General features: G+C 61.1%; 17 protein-coding genes. 14 read left to right on the top strand and 3 right to left on the bottom strand.

Features of this window, described 5'->3' with window-relative positions:
* Positions 1–19: 19 nt before the first annotated feature.
* The 10 genes from MTX36_RS03710 to MTX36_RS03665 all read left to right on the top strand — a co-directional run bounded on the left by MTX36_RS03710 (position 20) and on the right by MTX36_RS03665 (position 11,602).
* Entirely contained in the window at positions 20–775 is a 756-nt protein-coding gene (locus MTX36_RS03710; RefSeq protein WP_243618409.1) for a YebC/PmpR family DNA-binding transcriptional regulator, read from the top strand.
* 129 nt (positions 776–904) lie between these two features.
* Positions 905–1,507, top strand: a complete 603-nt coding sequence (gene ruvC / locus MTX36_RS03705) for a crossover junction endodeoxyribonuclease RuvC (protein WP_243618408.1) — start codon at positions 905–907, stop codon at positions 1,505–1,507.
* Positions 1,504–2,100 carry a Holliday junction branch migration protein RuvA gene (gene ruvA, locus MTX36_RS03700; RefSeq protein ID WP_243618407.1) on the top strand — a complete coding sequence of 199 codons (597 nt, stop codon included), beginning with the start codon at positions 1,504–1,506 and terminating at the stop codon, positions 2,098–2,100. Before ruvC ends, ruvA begins: the two co-directional genes overlap by 4 nt.
* Complete coding sequence (gene ruvB, locus MTX36_RS03695) at positions 2,097–3,173, top strand: Holliday junction branch migration DNA helicase RuvB (RefSeq protein WP_243618406.1); 1,077 nt, start codon at positions 2,097–2,099, stop codon at positions 3,171–3,173. The genes ruvA and ruvB overlap by 4 nt, the downstream gene beginning before the upstream one ends.
* Positions 3,174–3,352: 179 nt before the next feature.
* Positions 3,353–3,694 carry a preprotein translocase subunit YajC gene (gene yajC / locus MTX36_RS03690; protein WP_243618405.1) on the top strand — a complete coding sequence of 114 codons (342 nt, stop codon included), beginning with the start codon at positions 3,353–3,355 and terminating at the stop codon, positions 3,692–3,694.
* A gap of 118 nt (positions 3,695–3,812) precedes the next feature.
* Entirely contained in the window at positions 3,813–5,546 is a 1,734-nt protein-coding gene (gene secD / locus MTX36_RS03685; RefSeq protein WP_243618404.1) for a protein translocase subunit SecD, read from the top strand.
* Positions 5,543–6,778, top strand: a complete 1,236-nt coding sequence (gene secF / locus MTX36_RS03680) for a protein translocase subunit SecF (protein ID WP_243618403.1) — start codon at positions 5,543–5,545, stop codon at positions 6,776–6,778. The genes secD and secF overlap by 4 nt, the downstream gene beginning before the upstream one ends.
* A 2-nt stretch (positions 6,779–6,780) precedes the next feature.
* Complete coding sequence (locus MTX36_RS03675; RefSeq protein ID WP_243618402.1) at positions 6,781–8,514, top strand: ABC transporter substrate-binding protein; 1,734 nt, start codon at positions 6,781–6,783, stop codon at positions 8,512–8,514.
* Positions 8,511–9,092, top strand: coding sequence for an adenine phosphoribosyltransferase (locus tag MTX36_RS03670; RefSeq protein WP_243618401.1), 582 nt, complete (start codon positions 8,511–8,513; stop codon positions 9,090–9,092). The genes MTX36_RS03675 and MTX36_RS03670 overlap by 4 nt, the downstream gene beginning before the upstream one ends.
* A gap of 98 nt (positions 9,093–9,190) precedes the next feature.
* The gene (locus MTX36_RS03665) at positions 9,191–11,602 is read left to right on the top strand and encodes a bifunctional (p)ppGpp synthetase/guanosine-3',5'-bis(diphosphate) 3'-pyrophosphohydrolase (protein ID WP_243618400.1); all 2,412 of its coding nucleotides are present in this window, start codon (positions 9,191–9,193) and stop codon (positions 11,600–11,602) included.
* Positions 11,603–11,677: 75 nt separating this feature from the next.
* On the opposite strand, the gene MTX36_RS03660 is transcribed toward MTX36_RS03665, so the two are convergent.
* From MTX36_RS03660 to MTX36_RS03650, 3 genes are all read right to left on the bottom strand, one after another.
* Positions 11,678–12,793 carry an alpha/beta hydrolase family protein gene (locus MTX36_RS03660; RefSeq protein ID WP_243618399.1) on the bottom strand — a complete coding sequence of 372 codons (1,116 nt, stop codon included), beginning with the start codon at positions 12,791–12,793 and terminating at the stop codon, positions 11,678–11,680.
* 186 nt (positions 12,794–12,979) lie between these two features.
* A complete protein-coding gene (locus tag MTX36_RS03655; protein ID WP_243618398.1) occupies positions 12,980–13,780 on the bottom strand; it encodes a peptidylprolyl isomerase in 801 nt (266 codons plus the stop codon).
* Entirely contained in the window at positions 13,780–14,664 is an 885-nt protein-coding gene (locus MTX36_RS03650; protein ID WP_243618397.1) for a peptidylprolyl isomerase, read from the bottom strand. The genes MTX36_RS03655 and MTX36_RS03650 overlap by 1 nt, the downstream gene beginning before the upstream one ends.
* 166 nt (positions 14,665–14,830) lie before the next feature.
* Between MTX36_RS03650 and MTX36_RS03645 the strand changes: the two genes are divergently transcribed.
* From MTX36_RS03645 to MTX36_RS03630, 4 genes are read left to right on the top strand one after another with little or no spacing between them, the layout of a single operon-like run.
* Positions 14,831–15,511 carry an MBL fold metallo-hydrolase gene (locus MTX36_RS03645; protein ID WP_243618396.1) on the top strand — a complete coding sequence of 227 codons (681 nt, stop codon included), beginning with the start codon at positions 14,831–14,833 and terminating at the stop codon, positions 15,509–15,511.
* Between the two features lie 16 nt (positions 15,512–15,527).
* A complete protein-coding gene (hisS, locus tag MTX36_RS03640; RefSeq protein WP_243618395.1) occupies positions 15,528–16,799 on the top strand; it encodes a histidine--tRNA ligase in 1,272 nt (423 codons plus the stop codon).
* Complete coding sequence (locus tag MTX36_RS03635) at positions 16,789–17,418, top strand: hypothetical protein (protein WP_243618394.1); 630 nt, start codon at positions 16,789–16,791, stop codon at positions 17,416–17,418. Before hisS ends, MTX36_RS03635 begins: the two co-directional genes overlap by 11 nt.
* Positions 17,419–17,471: 53 nt before the next feature.
* On the top strand, positions 17,472–18,461 hold the full coding sequence (locus tag MTX36_RS03630; RefSeq protein ID WP_243618393.1) for a malate dehydrogenase: 990 nt from the start codon (positions 17,472–17,474) through the stop codon (positions 18,459–18,461).
* Positions 18,462–18,490 lie beyond the last annotated feature (29 nt).

The following is an 18,490-nucleotide window of genomic DNA, read 5'->3' as shown; positions in this document are numbered from 1 at the left end:
GGAAAGGGGCTTGAATCGCATGAGCGGCCACTCAAAATGGGCCACCACCAAGCACAAGAAGGCTGTTGTCGACGCACGTCGTGGCAAATCCTTTGCGAAGCTGATCAAGAACATCGAGGTGGCGGCACGAACCGGCGGTGGCGATCCCACGGGCAACCCCACCTTGTTCGATGCCATCCAGAAGGCGAAGAAGACTTCTGTCCCCAATGACAACATCGAACGTGCGCGCAAGCGTGGCGCCGGTGAAGAAGCTGGTGGCGCAGACTGGCAGACCATCATGTACGAGGGTTACGGGCCCAATGGTGTTGCCGTGCTGATCGAGTGCCTCACCGACAACCGTAACCGTGCAGCCGGTGAAGTTCGTACCGCGATGACCCGTAACGGTGGCAACCTCGCTGATCCGGGTTCGGTTTCGTACCTGTTCGCCCGTAAGGGTGTCGTGACGCTCGAAAAGCACGGGCAGTCCGAGGATGACGTCTTGATGGCGGTTCTCGACGCCGGCGCTGAAGAGGTCACCGATCTCGGTGAAACCTTCGAAATCGTCTGTGAGCCACATGATCTCGTCGCGGTCCGTACTGCGCTGCAGGAGGCCGAGATCGATTACGACTCGGCTGAGGCCGATTTCCGTGCATCGCTCGAGGTTCCCCTCGATGCTGACGGCGCACGCAAGATCTTCAAGCTCGTCGACGCGCTCGAAGATTCCGACGACGTGCAGAACGTGTACACCAACATCGATCTGTCCGACGAGGTCCTTGCAGAACTCGACGCTGAATAAGTCGACAGTTGTCACACTCGACCCGGTCGCGACGCACTTGTCGCGGCCGGGTTGCGTGTTGATGTCGGCAGTTCGCCCGCACACCGCTAGGCTATCGAACAGCTGTTCGGTGTGGAGAGGTGTGATGGTGTGCGCGTGCTCGGAGTGGACCCTGGCTTGACCCGATGTGGATTCGGTGTGGTCGACGGGAGCAACGGCAGAGTTGTGCGGCCCATCGCAGTCGATGTGGTGCGAACGCCTCCTGACATGGCCCTGGCCTCACGGCTCCTACGGATCTCCGATGCCGCCGAACTGTGGATCGAGCAGTACAAACCAGAAGTTGTTGCCGTCGAGCGGGTGTTCGCTCAACACAACGTCAGTACCGCCATGGGTACAGCGCAAGCCGGCGGCATTGTTGCCGTCGCGGCAGCGAGAGCGGGAATCCCGGTGTTCTTCCATACTCCTTCCGAGGTGAAGGCCGCAGTCACGGGCAGCGGTAATGCAGACAAGGCGCAGGTCACCGCGATGGTGACGCGAATCCTCAATTTGAAACAAGCCCCTAAGCCCGCAGATGCGGCGGATGCGCTGGCCATCGCGATTTGTCACTGTTGGCGGGCACCGATGATCGAACGGATGGCAAAAGCCGAAGCGATGGCGGCAGAACAGATCCGCAAGTATCAGGCAAAATTGGCCGAGACCACCAGAGTCGAAGCCAGCAAAGCAGAAATCACCAAGAAGGCAGGTTCACGATGATCGCGTCGGTACGCGGCGAAGTACTCGACATTGCGCTCGACCATGCAGTCATCGAGGCAGCCGGTGTCGGCTATCGAGTCAATGCAACTCCGATAACGCTGGGCGCGTTGCACCGGGGGAGTGAGGCTCGGCTCTTTACGACGATGATCGTTCGTGAAGATTCGATGACGCTCTACGGATTTTCCGACACGGAGTCCAAGGACTTGTTCAGCCTGTTGCAGACGGTGTCCGGCGTCGGCCCCCGGTTGGCGATGGCAACGTTGGCGGTTCTCGAACCCGATGCACTCCGACGGGCCCTTTCGGAGGGCAATCTGACGGCGCTCACACGAGTTCCGGGGATCGGCAAACGTGGTGCCGAGCGGATGGTCGTCGAACTCCGAGACAAGGTCGACGCCGTGCCTTCGGCGGCCGGTGCATCGGGCTTGATTGCAGCCAACGCGATTCGCGATCAGATCGTCGAAGCACTCGAAGGTCTCGGATTCCCACTCAAGCAAGCAGAACAGGCCACCGATTCGGTGCTGGTCGAAACTCCCGAGGCGACCACGTCCGTCGCTCTTCGGTCCGCTCTCTCGTTGCTCGGTAAGACTCGATGAACTTCGATCCGATCGAAGATTTCGACGACGAATCCCAGGTCAGCGCGGAATTGGTCGCGGGGGACGGTGAGGTCGAAGCGAGTCTGCGCCCGAAGAGTCTGGACGATTTCATCGGACAGCCACGCGTTCGCGAGCAGCTTCAATTGGTGCTCACCGGCGCGAAGATGCGCGGCGGAACCCCCGATCACATCCTGATGTCCGGGCCGCCCGGACTCGGAAAGACATCGATGGCCATGATCATCGCGGGCGAGCTCGGTTCGTCGCTTCGGCTCACTTCGGGTCCAGCTCTCGAACGCGCGGGGGATCTCGCCGCGATGCTGAGCAACCTGGTAGAGGGTGACGTTCTTTTCATCGACGAGATTCATCGGATTGCCCGGCCGGCCGAGGAAATGTTGTATCTCGCGATGGAAGACTTCCGCGTCGACGTCGTGGTGGGCAAAGGCCCCGGCGCCACTTCGATTCCGCTGGAAGTTGCGCCGTTCACACTGGTCGGGGCAACAACACGATCCGGTGCTCTGACGGGCCCGTTGCGTGATCGTTTCGGTTTCACGGCGCACATGGATTTCTACGACCCGAATGAACTTCACCAGATCTTGATGCGGTCGGCCGGGATTCTCGGTGTGAATCTCGAGTTGGATGCGAGCGCGGAAATCGCACGACGGTCACGCGGAACGCCGCGTATCGCCAACCGGTTGCTACGACGTGTACGAGATTTTGCGGAGGTTCGCGCCGACGGCATCGTGACGATGGAGGTCGCACGAGCGGCACTTGCGGTGTACGACGTCGACCAACTCGGATTGGATCGCCTCGACCGGTCCGTTCTGAGCGCACTGGTGCGTTCTTTCGGTGGCGGCCCGGTAGGGGTATCCACTCTGGCGGTTGCGGTCGGTGAAGAACCGTCCACAGTCGAAGAAGTGTGCGAGCCGTTCCTTGTCAGGGCCGGCATGATTGCCAGAACTCCACGTGGGCGTGTGGCGACTGCCGCAGCGTGGACTCAACTCGGATTGACGCCACCGCCGGACGCTGCTGCCGGCGGCATCGAGGTACGGGTCAACGAACCACCAGCAGTTTGACGGCCACTGCGAAGCACGCGCCTGCTGCGGATGCGGTGGGATTGCCCGGTAGCTGAGGGAATCTTTCGGCCGAACTGTCGGGATTCTTAAGGAACTAGTGGCACACTGGTGTCTTGCGTAGGTCCATCCTGGGCCCGCGCGTCGAAAAATATGCTACAAAACCTGAGGTTGATCAAGACATGTCGAGTTTGCTTTTCCCCCTCCTGATCCTCGCGCTGCTGGTGCCCATGTTCCTGGGTATGCGCAAGCAGAAGAAGGCGCTGGCCGTGACTGCCGAAATGCAGGACTCCCTGCAGGTCGGTGACCGTGTACAGACCACTGCCGGACTGTACGCAACCATCGAGTCGATGAACGAAGAAACCGTAGATCTCGAGATCGCACCCGGTGTCGTCACCACGTGGTCGCGTCTCGTTATCCGCGAGCGCGTCATTGAATCCGCTGACGCGGAATCTGTCGACGAAGACTCCGACTTCGAAGAGTCCACGTCCGACACCGAAATCCGACTCACCAAGGAATCCTGAACATACCTGTTCAGGAACCTGTTCTAGAGTTGCTGCGTACATTGCAGGTTCGCGCATAAGTAGCTCTCGTGGTCATCGACCGCGCTCGTCCGGCACCTACTGAGGAGACTTAAAGATCGTGGCACCTTCCACCGGAACGGTGCATCCGGTCCGCTACCTAGCCCTTTTCGGGGTTTTGGTCGTGGCACTGTATGCACTGGTGTTCTTTACTGGCGATAAATCGGCCACACCTAAACTCGGTATCGACTTGCAGGGTGGAACGCGTGTCACGCTGACCGCGCGCACGCCGGACGGCAGCGCGCCTAGTCAGGACAGCCTGAAGCAGGCTCAGGAAATCATCGAGACCCGCGTCAACGGACTCGGCGTGTCCGGATCAGAAGTTGTGATCGACGGTGACAACCTCGTCATCACGGTTCCCGGCGACGACAGCGCGCAGGCGCGTTCGTTGGGTCAGACCGCACGTCTGTACATCAGACCGGTAACCGGATCGATCCCCGTGGCGACGCGCGACGCGAATCGCACCGCAACCACGCCGCCACCAGCAACTGACGTACCGACGACAGAAGCGCCAGCTACCGGTGCCGAGACTCCGGCACCCGCCCCGCAGAATCGTCCGTTCCCGGCGCAAGAGCCGCCCACCGCGGAAGCAACACCCCCGGTAGAAGTAGCGCCCATCTCCGGAGTCACACCGACTCCGGCACCGGAAACGTCGAGTGACGGAACCGATGCCGGTGACGCAGCAGCCGCAGAGATCACCGCGGCGCGGGCGCTACGTCAGAGCACCGATCCGGCTGTTCAGGAACAAGCTGTCGCCAATTTGGACTGCTCGGTACCTGACCCGTTGCGTGGCAACGATGATCCGGCCCTCCCGTTGGTGGCCTGCTCTCAGGATGGCGAGACCATCTACCTGCTCGGCCCGGCGATCATCGACGGTCAGGAAATCGCCGACGCGTCGTCGGTCTTCAACTCGCAGCAGTCGCGTCACGAGATCAGCCTCTCGTTCAAGACCACCGGCAGCAACACCTGGGCACAGTTCACATCGGCCAATATCGGCAAACAGGCAGCATTCACCCTTGACTCCAAGGTTGTCAGTGCGCCCACCATCCAGGGTGCAACACCCGCTGGTAGCGCCACGTCGATTACCGGCAGCTTCACGGCGGACAGCGCCAAGGAACTTGCCAACACACTGAAATACGGTTCGCTTCCGCTCTCGTTCGCGGCTTCCGAGGCCGAGACGGTTTCGGCCACACTCGGATTGGCTTCGCTGCAGGCAGCTCTGATCGCCGGTGCGGTCGGTCTGGTGCTGGTGCTGATCTACTGCCTCGTCTATTACCGCATGCTCGGCGTTCTGATCGCACTGTCCCTCGTGCTCTCGGGCCTCATGGTGTACGCGATCATGGTTCTTCTCGGCAGATACATCGGATTCACCCTCGACCTCGCCGGTATGGCGGGTCTGATCATCGGTATCGGTATGACAGCCGACTCGTTTGTTGTGTTCTTCGAGCGCATCAAGGACGAGATGCGTGAAGGCCGCAGCTTCCGTTCCGCGGTTCCGCGTGGTTGGGCACGAGCGCGTCGTACCATCCTGTCCGGTAACGCTGTCAGCTTCATCGCTGCCGCCGTTCTGTACGTGCTGGCAGTTGGTCAGGTGCGAGGATTTGCCTTCACCCTCGGCCTCACTACGATCCTCGACGTTGTTGTGGTCTTCCTCGTGACGTGGCCGCTCGTGAATATGGCCTCACGTTCGGCGTTCTGGTCCAAGCCCAGTGTCAACGGCTTGGGAGCAGTGCAAGAGGTTGCCCGCGAACGTAAGGTTGCCGCCGCTTCGTCGGCTAAGGAGACACAGGCATGAGTGAGTCCAACAACAACTCTGCAGAAGATTCTTCGGCGGATACCGCAGCGCGGTCCGAAACCACGGATTCCGGAGTTGACCAGACTGCGATGCCGAAACACAGCCTCCTGTCGAGGTTGTACACCGGTACCGGAGCGTTCGAAGTCGTCAGCCGGCGTCGGTTCTACTACGGACTGACCGGTGCCTTGGTCGCGATCGCTCTGCTGAGCATCATCCTGCGCGGCTTCACGTTCGGAATCGACTTCGAGGGCGGATCACGGATCCAGTTCCCGGCTACCGAAGGTATCGAGACGTCGCAGGTAGAAGCGGTGTACACCGAGGCTCTCGGGTTTGAACCGGTGACGGTGCAGACCGTCGGCTCGGGTTCGAGTGCCACGGTCCAGATTCGGTCCGAGACGCTGAATGCAAACCAGGTCACAACGCTGCAGACGGCGTTGTTCGACGAGTTCCAGCCCGAGGACAAGAACGGAAATCCGTCTGTCAACGCGATCAGCTTCGCCGACGTCAGTGAGACGTGGGGTGGTCAGATCACCAAGAAGGCGTTGATCGCGCTGGTGGTGTTCCTGGTCATCGTGAGTATTTACATCGCCGTTCGGTTCGAGAGAGACATGGCGATCGCCGCGATTATCGCTCTGTTCTTCGACATCATCGTCACGGCCGGCATCTACGCACTGGTCGGTTTCGAGGTCACTCCCGCGACAGTCATCGGGTTGCTCACGATTCTAGGTTTCTCTCTGTACGACACCGTCGTCGTGTTCGACAAGGTGGAGGAGAACACGAGAGGAATCCTGCATCTGACGCGTCGGACGTACGCCGAGCAAGCCAACCTCGCCGTCAACCAGACGCTCATGCGATCCATCAATACCACCGTCATCAGTGTGCTTCCCGTGCTCGCCTTGATGGTTGTCGCAGTCTGGATGCTCGGTGTCGGTACCCTCAAGGACCTCGCGCTTGTGCAGCTGGTGGGCATCATCGTCGGCGCCTACTCGTCGATCTTCTTCGCGACGCCACTCCTGGTGTCGATGAAGGAACGTTGGGGACCGGTCGCGGATCACACTCGCAAGGTTCTCGCTCGCCGGGCTACGCTTGCGGAAAAGGGGCTCGGCGACAAGAGCCTCGGAGACAAGGGCGCAGAGACCGTCAGAGTGGGAGCGTCGACTGCACGACGTAGTGCGGTTGCACCTTCGGCTGGTGCTCGGCCGACAGGAAAGCGAAACAAGAAGGCGCACTGATCATGCTCCAAGTGAGGCGGGCACTCGTTCGCTCGCTGTCATTGGTTGCTGCCACTGCGGTGGTCACAGGTTCGTTGGCGGCCTGCTCGTCGGAAAATTTCGAGCAGGTCCCGTCCATCGGCTATGCAATCGACAACACCATCACGACGTACAACGCGAATACGACAGCGGGATCCGTTTCGGGAGCGATGGCAGCTCTCGGCCGGGTCCTGCCTGGCTTCACCTTCACCGGTCCCGTCGGGTCGCCGGTGTCCGATACCGACATCGGCACGGCCGCGGAGTTGCCGGGTCAGACGTTGACGGTGTCGTACAAACTCAATCCGTCATCCGTGTACTCGGACGGCATTCCGCTCTCCTGTGACGATCTGGTGCTCACGTGGGCGGCGTCGAACGGCCGATTCACGAAGGACGTGGACGGCGCCCAGGTGCCGATGTTCGACACGGCAAACACCTTGGGCTATTCGGACATCGACCGGATCGATTGCCAATCAGGTTCCAAGGACGCCACAGTCGTCTTCAAACCGGGCCGTGCGTTCACAGAATGGCGAACGCTCTTCGGAGCGACCTCGTTGATGCCGTCGCATATCGCGGCGCAACGTGCCGGAGTACCCGATCTGGTTACTGCGGTGAATTCAGGCGACACGGAAGCGCTCTCGAAGATCGCGGATTTCTGGAACACCGGTTGGAACATGGTGCCGGGGCAGTTAGACAAGACGGTTCTGGTGTCGTCCGGTCCTTATCGGGTTGACGAGTACACCGAAGACGGTGGGCTGGTACTGGTCGCCAATGAGCGATGGTGGGGCAACAAGCCTGCCACCGATCGCATTGTCGTCTGGCCACGCGGCGTGGATCTGGTCAAGGATGTGGATTCGCAATCCATCGAAGTGATCGATGTGGGCGCCGGCGCGGCCGGAAATCTCGGTGAGCTGTCAGGATTTTCGACGGTCCAGATCCCTTCGCGATCCATCGAACAATTCATCCTGGCGACGTCGGGGACTCTCGGCGACGATGCGGCCCGTCGAGCGTTTGCGCATTGTGTTCCGCGAGCAGCGTTGTTCGACCAGTTCGGCAAGACACCGAATGTGCCGGCAACAGGTGTCGGGTCGGGTGTCGTGGATTCCCGTCTGGCCGTTCCTGATTCGCTCGTCTACCGCGATGCCGCAGCCGCCGACGGCGATCGCTACAGCAATGCTGACGTTGCGGCGGCCAAAGTTTCGCTGTCCGAGGCGGGACTGGACGAGTTGACGGTGAGAGTCGGATATCTTGCCCCGGATCCGGCGCGCGCCCAGATCGTGTCCGAGGTGAAGGCCGCGTGCGCACCGGCGGGAATCACGATCGAGGATGTCAGTAGTTCGAGCTTCGAACCGCAGGCTCTGCGCGACGGCGACGTCGATGCCGTCCTCGCCGGTACCGCCGGTCAGGCCGGCGCAGCGGGGATGGTGGACATGATCGACGCCCGGGGAGCGTTGCGTGGTGGAAACTCCTCGAATTTCAGTGGATACGAAAATCCGCGGATCGACCAGATCATCGATCAGTTGAACACCGATCCAGGAATAGCTGCGCAATTGGGACTGTCGGTGGAGGCGGAGAACATCCTCTGGACGCAGGTGCCTACTATTCCTCTGTTCAATCAGGTGCGAACTGTTGCCGTTGCTCAGGGTATGAGTGCGGTGGCGGCCAATCCGACTCGCTCCGCCACAGGCTGGAATATGGATAGATGGGTATTGCGTAGATGACGATTTCGAGTGAGATCACTGCAGGGACTTCTGTGGCTGAACTGAGGGAAATTAACCGGGCGGCCGCGGACGCCGTTGTTCGCTTGACTCGGTGGGCTGACAATTTTCCGGCACCGGGTGTGCGATTCGCAGACTTGACGCCGGTCTTCGCCGACGCCGAAGGTTTCAGTGCGGTTCTCGACGCTTTGATCGCCTGCGCACCTGACGCAGACACGATTGCTGCCGTCGATGCGCGTGGCTTCCTTCTCGGTGCCGGTGCGGCGGCACGTATGGGCGCTGGCGTGGTTGCGGTACGCAAGGTCGGCAAACTGCCACCACCGGTGCTCTCGCGCTCGTACAGCCTCGAATACGGCTCGTCGACCCTCGAGATTCCAGCAAACGGCTTCGATCTCACCGGACGGAATGTTTTGGTGATCGACGACGTTCTGGCTACCGGAGGGACACTGGAGGCAGCGGTGCAGTTGGTGGAGTTGGCGGGCGCGAACGTGGTCGCAGTGGCAGTGGTGCTCGAGATCGAGGAACTTCGGGGCCGAGATCGCTTCGTTAAGTACCCACTGACATCCCTGGTCAAGGTCTGAGTATTAAAGTTGGCTCCTGGGGGTCGAAGTAGACCTCCAGGGCAATTTCCCGTTGCAGGGCGGTTGCCTCAACCAACTCGGTGGTAGGAGGTGGCGACATGACGTCGAATCTTGATCGATCACAGAACTCGGGTGCAGTGTCGCAGGAAGCGGGTAACACCCCGGTTCCGGATACGACACCATCGAAGTCCGGAATCCCGGATGCGGATACTTCTTCGCAAACAGCAGGCAACCGGATCGGTCAAGGTGTCGCGGTGCCCGCTTCTGCGTCCCGCCGCGTTCGGGCGCGTCTGGCTCGCCGCATCACGGGTCAGCGAAATGCCACCATCCGCCCGGTTCTCGAACCACTGGTCAGCCTGCATCGTGAGCTGTACCCGAAGGCCGACCTTGCGCTGCTCCAGCGTGCCTACGACGTCGCGGAAGAACGGCACTCGAGTCAGCGTCGTAAATCCGGTGATCCGTACATCACCCACCCGTTGGCTGTCGCGAGCATCCTCGCCGAGTTGGGTATGGACACCACCACTCTGGTGGCTGCACTGCTTCACGACACAGTTGAGGACACCGGGTACTCCCTGGAGGAGTTGACCCGCGACTTCGGCGACGAAGTCGCGCATCTCGTCGACGGTGTCACCAAACTCGACAAGGTTGTTCTCGGGACAGCGGCCGAAGGCGAGACCATCCGCAAGATGATCATCGCGATGGCACGCGACCCTCGGGTCCTCGTGATCAAGGTTGCCGATCGCCTGCACAATATGCGGACCATGCGATTCCTGCCACCGGAGAAGCAAGCCCGCAAGGCGCGCGAAACTCTCGAAGTAATTGCGCCGCTTGCACATCGGCTCGGTATGGCCACTGTCAAATGGGAACTCGAGGATCTTTCCTTCGCGATCCTGCACCCCAAGAAGTACGACGAGATCGTGCGTCTGGTGGCTGATCGTGCGCCGTCACGCGATACGTATCTGGCGAAGGTCCGGGCGGAGATCAACTCCACGCTGTCGGCTTCGCGGATCAATGCCATCGTCGAAGGACGGCCCAAGCACTACTGGTCGATCTATCAGAAAATGATCGTCAAGGGCCGCGACTTCGACGACATTCATGACCTTGTCGGCGTCCGCATTCTGTGTGACGAAGTCCGTGACTGTTACGCCGCTGTCGGCGTCGTGCATTCGTTGTGGCAGCCGATGGCGGGGCGATTCAAGGACTACATCGCGCAGCCGCGGTACGGCGTCTACCAGTCCTTGCATACGACGGTCGTCGGTCCCGAGGGTAAGCCGCTCGAGGTGCAGATCCGTACTCAGGACATGCACCGGACGGCAGAATTCGGTATCGCTGCTCACTGGCGGTACAAGGAGACCAAGGGCAAGCACGCGGGCGATATCGCCGAGGTCGACGACATGGCGTGGATGCGTCAGCTACTCGATTGGCAACGTGAGGCCGCGGATCCGGGGGAGTTCCTCGAATCGCTGCGCTACGACCTCGCGGTCAAAGAGATTTTCGTCTTCACACCCAAGGGTGACGTGGTGACCTTGCCGGCCGGTTCCACGCCCGTCGACTTCGCGTACGCGGTCCACACCGAGGTGGGGCATCGCTGCATCGGCGCACGCGTCAACGGTCGACTGGTCGCGCTCGAACGCAAGCTCGATAACGGCGAAGTTGTGGAGGTCTTCACCTCGAAGGCTGCTACCGCGGGGCCGAGTCGGGACTGGGCGACGTTTGTCGTCTCACCGCGCGCCAAGGCCAAGATTCGTCAGTGGTTCGCGAAGGAACGACGCGAAGAAGCGCTCGAGTCCGGTAAAGATCAGATTGCCAAGGAAGTTCGACGCGTCGGACTTCCCTTGCAGCGCTTGATGAACGCTGAATCGATGAGCACGATCGCGCACGAACTCCGCTACCCGGATGTTTCCGCGCTCTACACGGCGGTGGGTGAGAGTCAGGTCAGCGCTCACCACGTCGTACAGCGGTTGGTGGCGCATCTCGGTGGCGTCGGCGCAGTCGAAGAGGAACTGGCCGAGCGCTCAACGCCGTCGAATATGCCGATGCGTACGCGCAGTACCGGCGACGCCGGAATTCTGGTTCCCGGTGCTCCGGGTACGGTGGCGAAACTCGCGAAGTGCTGCACCCCGGTGCCGGGCGATTCGATTCTCGGATTTGTCACGCGCGGCGGCGCAGTCAGTGTTCACCGCACCGACTGCACCAACGCAGACTCGCTGCATGGTCAGTCCGAGCGGATCATCGAGGTCGAATGGGCGCCGTCCGCTTCGTCGGTGTTCCTGGTCGCCATTCAGATCGAGGCCCTTGATCGTCATCGTCTGCTCTCCGATGTCACCAAGGCGTTGGCTGACGAGAAGGTCAACATCTTGTCGGCTTCGGTCAATACCTCCGGTGACCGGGTTGCGATCAGTAAGTTCACCTTCGAGATGGGCGACCCCAAGCATCTAGGTCACGTACTCAATGTGGTCCGCAATGTCGAGGGCGTTTACGACGTGTATCGAGTGACCTCGGCTTCATAGAGGTTGAGACGACAAGCATGCACCGAACAGTTCTACTGCTCGGTGCATGCTTGGTCTCGGATCTACAGCGGCGACTTACAGCGCTTCCAGGCCCAATGCCTTCTCGAGCGTCGGCCACGCCTTCGGTAGTTGATCCTTCCAGTACGGCCACGCGTGCACCCCGGCTGGCTCGTATGTCACCGTCACCGGAATATCCAATTCGTTCAGGCGATCTTCCATCGTCTTCGTGCAACGGTTCGAACCAACCTCGATTGGGCCGCCGACAACTACGGCTTGTGCGTAGTCCGCGTCCGCCGGATCTTCGTGCGGGCCGGGCGTTCCGTCTGCGACCGACAGGTAGATCTGTTTGCCGCGCAGTGCTTCTGCATTGATGACGGAATCGTGCGCTTTCCACGTATCGTTGCCGAACTCGCCCCAGATATTGGCGGGGTCGCCGCTCTGGTGGGATGCGGTCAGTTGGACCGAGAGTCGACCGATGGCATCAGTGGTCGAATAGCACCCGCTGAAGGCCGCCACGCCGCCGTACAGGGTTGGGTTTCGATGTGCCAGCATCATCGCTGCTTGGGCGCCCATGGAGTTGCCCGCGATCGCGTTGACGCCGTTGGTGTTCAGTTCGTTGTCGATCAGCGAAGGCAGTTCCTTCGTGATGAAAGTTTCCCACTGGTTCAGGCCGAGAACGGGATCGATCTCGTTCCAGTCTGTGTACAAACTCGAGCGGCCACCATTGATCATCACGACGTTGACGTTTTTGTCCGCGAAGAAGGCGGGTCCGTCTCCCATCTTCATCCATCCACTGCGGCTGTCGCTGGCGCTCACTCCCTCGAGCATGTACAGCGTTGGGCGCTGTACGGAATTGTCGTTGGGCAGCAGTACATCCAGAGTTACTGCGCGCCGCAGTGCCGGAGATTCGACTTCGTACCGACGTTGCTTTCCGGACTGGCTCTTTTTCATGATTGCCGGAACGAGGATGTCGTCGCGGAGAACCGGCGGCGGGCCGGGATTCGTCTGAAATGCATCCGGCACTACCGACCCGGACGTGACGCTGCCGCTGTCGAGACTGCCTGAGTCTGGTGCGGCGGTGGCGATTCCGCTGAACATCAGGGTTGTGGCGGCGGCAAGTGTGCCGACTGTGCCGACCCGCGAGGCGCGGCTGAAGAACTGTGAACGAGCAGAGTTAACTGTGTGGCGCATCGGCAACTTCCTGATTTGTCTCAAATGCAAAATTTAGATAACGGTACATCTAACAGGAATAGTGCCTAATACGGACGACCTGAAAAGCGATAATCCGTTATCGCGATATCGGTCCGCTTGTGGTCTGAAATCAAGAAAAGGCGGTGCGAGAGTAACTCTCGCACCGCCTTTGTGTCTCTGCAGTCGTTAAGCGACTACGGCTGTTTCGATAGTGATCGGGGTGTTGGGTGTGCCGCCACCGGCCGGCATCGAGCCGTCGTCGCCGCCGGCCGCAACCTTCTCGATGGTCGCCAGTCCGGCTTCGTCGATGGTCCCGAAGACCGTGTAGTTGGGCGGCAGGACCGAATCTTCGAAGACGAGGAAGAACTGGCTGCCGTTACTGCCGGGCTGTCCCGAGTTGGCCATTGCGAGAGTGCCGCGAGGGTAGACGGCAGAGAGCGTCGCCTTGGGATCGCCTGCGGCGAATGCTGTTGTCGGGTACTCGTTGTCGAAGCCGTAGCCCGGGCCGCCGGTGCCCTTGCCCGACGGATCGCCGCACTGGAGGATCTGCAGACCCGGGCTGGTGACGAGTCGATGGCACGGGGTGTTGTCGAAGTACTTCTGCTCGACCAGGTTGACCATGCTGTTGACGGTGCAGGGAGCTTCGGTGCGGTTGAGATCCATTCCGATGGGGCCGACAGTGGTGGTCAACTGGACCGTGACGATGCCCTCAGCCGGCACACCCGTGGCGCTCGGCGGGTTGACCGACTTGGCTGCACCCGCAGCGGCCGGGTAGGAGCAGTCGACCGTCGCGCCGGCGGGGGCCGGAACGGGAGGCAACTGAGCGAACTGCGACATATCCAGCGGCGGTGACTTCGTTGTCGACTTTGCAGTTGACTTCGCGCTGGACGTCTCCGTCGTCGCAGTTCCGGAATCGTTACTGGAGCAGCCGGCCAGGACCAGAGCGGTGGCGCTGAGAGCTGCAATCACCAGGGAAGCGCGTTTCATCAGTCGATCCTCACGGTCTTGATGTCGATGGGCGTGTTGGGCTTTCCGCCGCCGGCGGACATCGAGCCGTCGTCGCCGCCTGCAGCGACCTTCTCGATGGTGGCGATGCCCGTCTCGTCGATGGTGCCGAACACGGTGTAATTCGGCGGAAGCTGTGAATCGCCGTAAACCAGGAAGAACTGGCTACCGTTGCTGCCCGGTGCGCCGGAGTTCGCCATCGCGATGGTGCCGCGGGGGTAGGTGACCGCGGACGTCAACGCGGGATCGGACTCGGAGTACTGATCTGTCGGGAATTCGTTGGCGAATCCGTAGCCCGGTCCGCCGGTGCCGGTTCCCGTGGGATCGCCGCATTGGAGGATCTGGAGCCCACTACCGGTGACCAGTCGGTGGCAGGACGTGTCGTTGAAGTAGCCCTGCTCGGCGAGGCTGACAAAGCTGTTGACCGTGCACGGCGACAGCGTTCCGTCGAGATTCAACCCGATATTGCCCTGCGTTGTTTCGATGCTGATGCTCGGAGTCGCATCCGGAGCGGTGGTGGGAACACCATCTGTACGCGGCGGGTTGTTGGGCTTGGACGCCGCCCCGCCGTCCGTCGGGTACGAGCAGCTCACAGTGTCGGCGAGAGGCGTCGAACGACCGGCCGGCATGACACCTGCCGATTGCTCCGACGTCGGTGTGGCGTCGGCTGCGGTGGTGTCGGTGCTGTTGTCGTCACGGTTGGTGAACCACACCAGGCCTGCGACAACAGCAACAACTGCTACGACACCAGCTGCCGAATAGGCGATCGTCATCTGCTTGCGCTTACGGGCACGTTCTGCGCGGTTCTCGAGCTGGCGCTCGAGCTTGCGTTTGGCCGTCTCGCGGCGCTGCTCGTTACTCGGCACTGCTGTAGTCCTCCATATTCGCGGGTGGAACGGGTTCTAATCAGTATTACGTGAGGCGTGTAGAAGTCTCCCACTGCAACCTGAGAACTTACTGGCTGGGCAGCGGCTTTAGGCTGTACGTGACACCGTGTTGCCTGATTGTGCCTTCGAAGAGGAGTTACCCAACGTGCTCGTGACTGGTTTTCCGGCCGGGATGTTCCAAACCAACTGCTACATACTCGCTCAGGACGACGCGTGCGAGTGCGTAGTCGTCGATCCGGGCCAGGATGCTGCGGCGCCGCTGTTCGAGTTTCTCGACTCCAAGGACATGACAGTGACGGCTGTATTGCTGACCCACGGGCATCTCGACCACATCTGGTCGGCCCGCGAGGTGTGTGAGCGGTACTCGGCTCCGGCATACATTCATCCGGACGATCGTTACATGCTCAGCGATCCGGCGCGGGGAATCGGACCAACGATGAAGGACTTCATTCAAGGAATGTCGTTCGTCGAACCGGACGAGGTCATCGAACTTGCCGACGGCGACGCTTTCGAACTTGCCGGCATGTCGTTCGAGGTCGATCACACTCCGGGGCACACGCAGGGGTCCGTCGTCTTCCGCACCAAGGCCGGCGCGGAAGAAGGACCGGTCGATTTGGCCTTCACCGGCGACACGTTGTTCCAGGGATCGATCGGCCGAAGTGACCTTCCCGGCGGCAACGGTGAGCAGTTGCTCGACTCGGTGGCCCGCAAACTTCTCATCTTGGACGACGCGACCGTCATCCTTCCCGGCCACGGCGACAACAGTTCCATCGGAGCCGAAAGAAGCTCCAATCCGTTTCTCGTTGGACTCAGCGGACAGAAATAAGGAAAAGTAACCAATCGTGAGTAAAGCCAGCACCTTCTCTGCACCCAAGGGCGTCCCGGATTACGTTCCGCCGCAGTCCGCCGAATTTGTTGCCGTCCGCGACGGATTGACACGCGCCGCCCGGCTTGCCGGATACGGCCATATCGAATTGCCGATTTTCGAGGACACCGCTCTGTTCGCCCGCGGCGTCGGTGAATCGACCGACGTCGTCAGCAAGGAGATGTACACCTTTGCTGATCGCGGTGACCGTTCGGTCACACTTCGTCCCGAGGGCACCGCCGGTGTCATGCGTGCCGTCATCGAGCACAACCTCGACCGGGGAACGCTTCCCGTCAAGGTCAGCTACGCCGGTCCCTTCTTCCGGTACGAGCGTCCGCAGGCCGGTCGCTACCGTCAGTTGCAGCAGGTGGGTGTCGAGGCCATCGGTATCGACGATCCGGCGCTCGACGCCGAGGTCATCGCCATTGCCGACGCCGGTTTCCGTTCGCTGGGCCTCGACGGTTTCCGCCTCGAGATCACCTCGCTCGGTGACGACACATGCCGTCCGCAGTACCGGGAACTTCTTCAGGAGTTCCTCTTTGCACTGCCGCTCGACGAGGAGACCCTTCGCCGCGCCGAGATCAACCCGCTGCGTGTCCTCGACGACAAGCGTGAAGATGTCCGCGCAATGACGGCTGATGCGCCGCTGATGCTCGATCACTTGTCGGAGAGCTGCAAGGCACACTTCGACGAGGTCCTGGCGCACCTCGACGCGTTGGGTGTTCCGTACGTGGTTAATCCGCGCATGGTTCGCGGGCTCGACTACTACACCAAGACCACTTTCGAGTTCGTGCACGACGGTTTGGGCGCTCAGTCCGGTATCGGCGGCGGCGGTCGTTACGACGGTCTCATGGAGCAGTTGGGCGGACAAGCGTTGTCCGGCATCGGTTTCGGTATCGGCGTGGACCGAACGGTGTTGGCGCTCGCGGCCGAAGGTAAGACTGTTGCACCGCCGGCGCGGGTCGACGTTTTCTGTGTTCCGATGGGAATAGAGGCGAAGGGCAAGCTCGTTGCCATCGCACATCAGTTGCGCGGCAGTGGTATTCGCGTTGACCTTGCGTACGGAAATCGCGGCGTCAAGGGTTCGATGAAGGCCGCGGACAAGTCCGGTGCCGCCTTTGCCTTGGTCCTCGGTGAGCGTGAACTCGAAGAAGGTGTGGTAGTTCTCAAGCACCTCGCGACGGGTGAACAGGAATCGGTTGCGCTGGACGAGATCGTCGGCAGACTCGGGACTCTCGTTGTCTCCTGACCCCGAACCGGTTTCCCTCGACCTGGTTCCGATCGCACTGATTGCGCCGCGGCTCAAGAAGATCGCCGTTGCGGTGATCATCTTGGGCGTGGTGATCGGCTTGATCGTGAGCGTGTTCGCGTCGAACACGGTGGCGCTGCTGGTCGGCTTCATCATCGCGGTACCGACGTCGCTCGCCATCTTGATGACACTGCGTCGGCATATCACGTTGCACGGCACCAAGGTTCGGGCGCAAGCCGGGTTCCGCACCGCTGAGGTCGACGTGGCACAGGTCGTGTCCGCCGAGCTCCTGGTGCGGACCGGCCGGATCAGTGAAGCCAGCATGAAACTGACCGACGGGCGCTCAATCGTGCGGATTCCTCTCGCGCTGTACACCGCCGGGGGCGGACGCGAGCTGGAGATTCTGGCGCTCCGCAAGCTTGCCGACGCCTTGGCGTCGAGCGAGTTGGTGCCGGCGGCAGCATTGTCGTCGGTCTTGATCGAACAACTGCGCGCGGAAGCGCGTGGTGCGGGGCTTGCGGAGCGGCCACTGTACCGGGCTGTCGAGCTTGTGACGACCGCTGGGCGAGTGCCGAGAACCACACTCACGGATCACGAAGTGGCGGGTTTGCTGGACTAGCGTGGAAGTCGTTCGCAGATGCGAAAGCAGAACGGCAAGTGGAGGAGTCGGCAATGAGTGTTTCGCCCGTGACCGTCACAGTGACCGGAGCGTCGGGCCAGATCGCCTACGGCATGCTATTTCGTATTGCTGCTGGTGACATGCTTGGTCTCGACGTTCCGGTTCGCTTGCGTCTGCTCGAGATTCCTTCTGCGGTGTCTTCTGCTGAGGGCGTGGCGATGGAACTCGACGACGGTGCCTTCCCGCTGCTGCGCTCCATCGACATCACTGACGACCCGGACACTGCATTCTCGGGGGCAAACGTCGGAATGCTGGTCGGAGCCAGGCCTCGCACCAAGGGCATGGAACGCGCTGACCTGCTCAGTGCCAACGGAGCGATCTTCTCGGTGCACGGCAAGGCGATCAACAACAACGCGGCGTCCGATGTGAAGTTGCTCGTGGTGGGAAACCCGGCGAACACCAACGCGTTGATTGCGATGAACAACGCTCCCGATGTTCCGGGCACTCGATTCACTGCGTTGACCAGGCTCGATCACAATCGCGCAATTGCGCAGGTAGTCAAGAAGACCGGCGCGCGGGCGTCGAACGTTCGCAAGGTGTCGATCTGGGGAAACCACTCGGCTACCCAGTACCCGGACCTGTCTCATGCCACGGTTGAAGGCAAGCCTGCACTCGAGGTGATCAACGACCGTGAATGGGTGGAAAACGATTTCATCCCGACGGTCCAGGTGCGGGGGACGGCGATCATTGCGGCGCGGGGATCGTCGTCGGCAGCGAGTGCGGCCAGTGCGTCCATCGATCATATCCGTGACTGGGTCAGCGGTACCGCCGACGGGGATTGGGTTTCGATGGCTGTTTCGTCGGACGGTTCGTACGGTGTTCCGGAGGGCTTGATCTCCTCGTTCCCGGTGACCTGTGCCGATGGTGCCTACAGCATTGTTCCGGGTCTCGAGGTCGACGATTTCTCCCGCGCCCGCATCAACATCTCGGTGAACGAGTTGGAGCAGGAACGAGATTCGGTACGCGAACTCGGTTTTGTCTGAGCTCGAAAAGGATGTCGGTGGCGGTCGTC

Source organism: Rhodococcus sp. ARC_M6 (genome assembly GCF_022810305.1).
GTDB lineage: Bacteria > Actinomycetota > Actinomycetes > Mycobacteriales > Mycobacteriaceae > Rhodococcus_F.
This window is presented reverse-complemented; position numbering and strand designations above follow the sequence as displayed.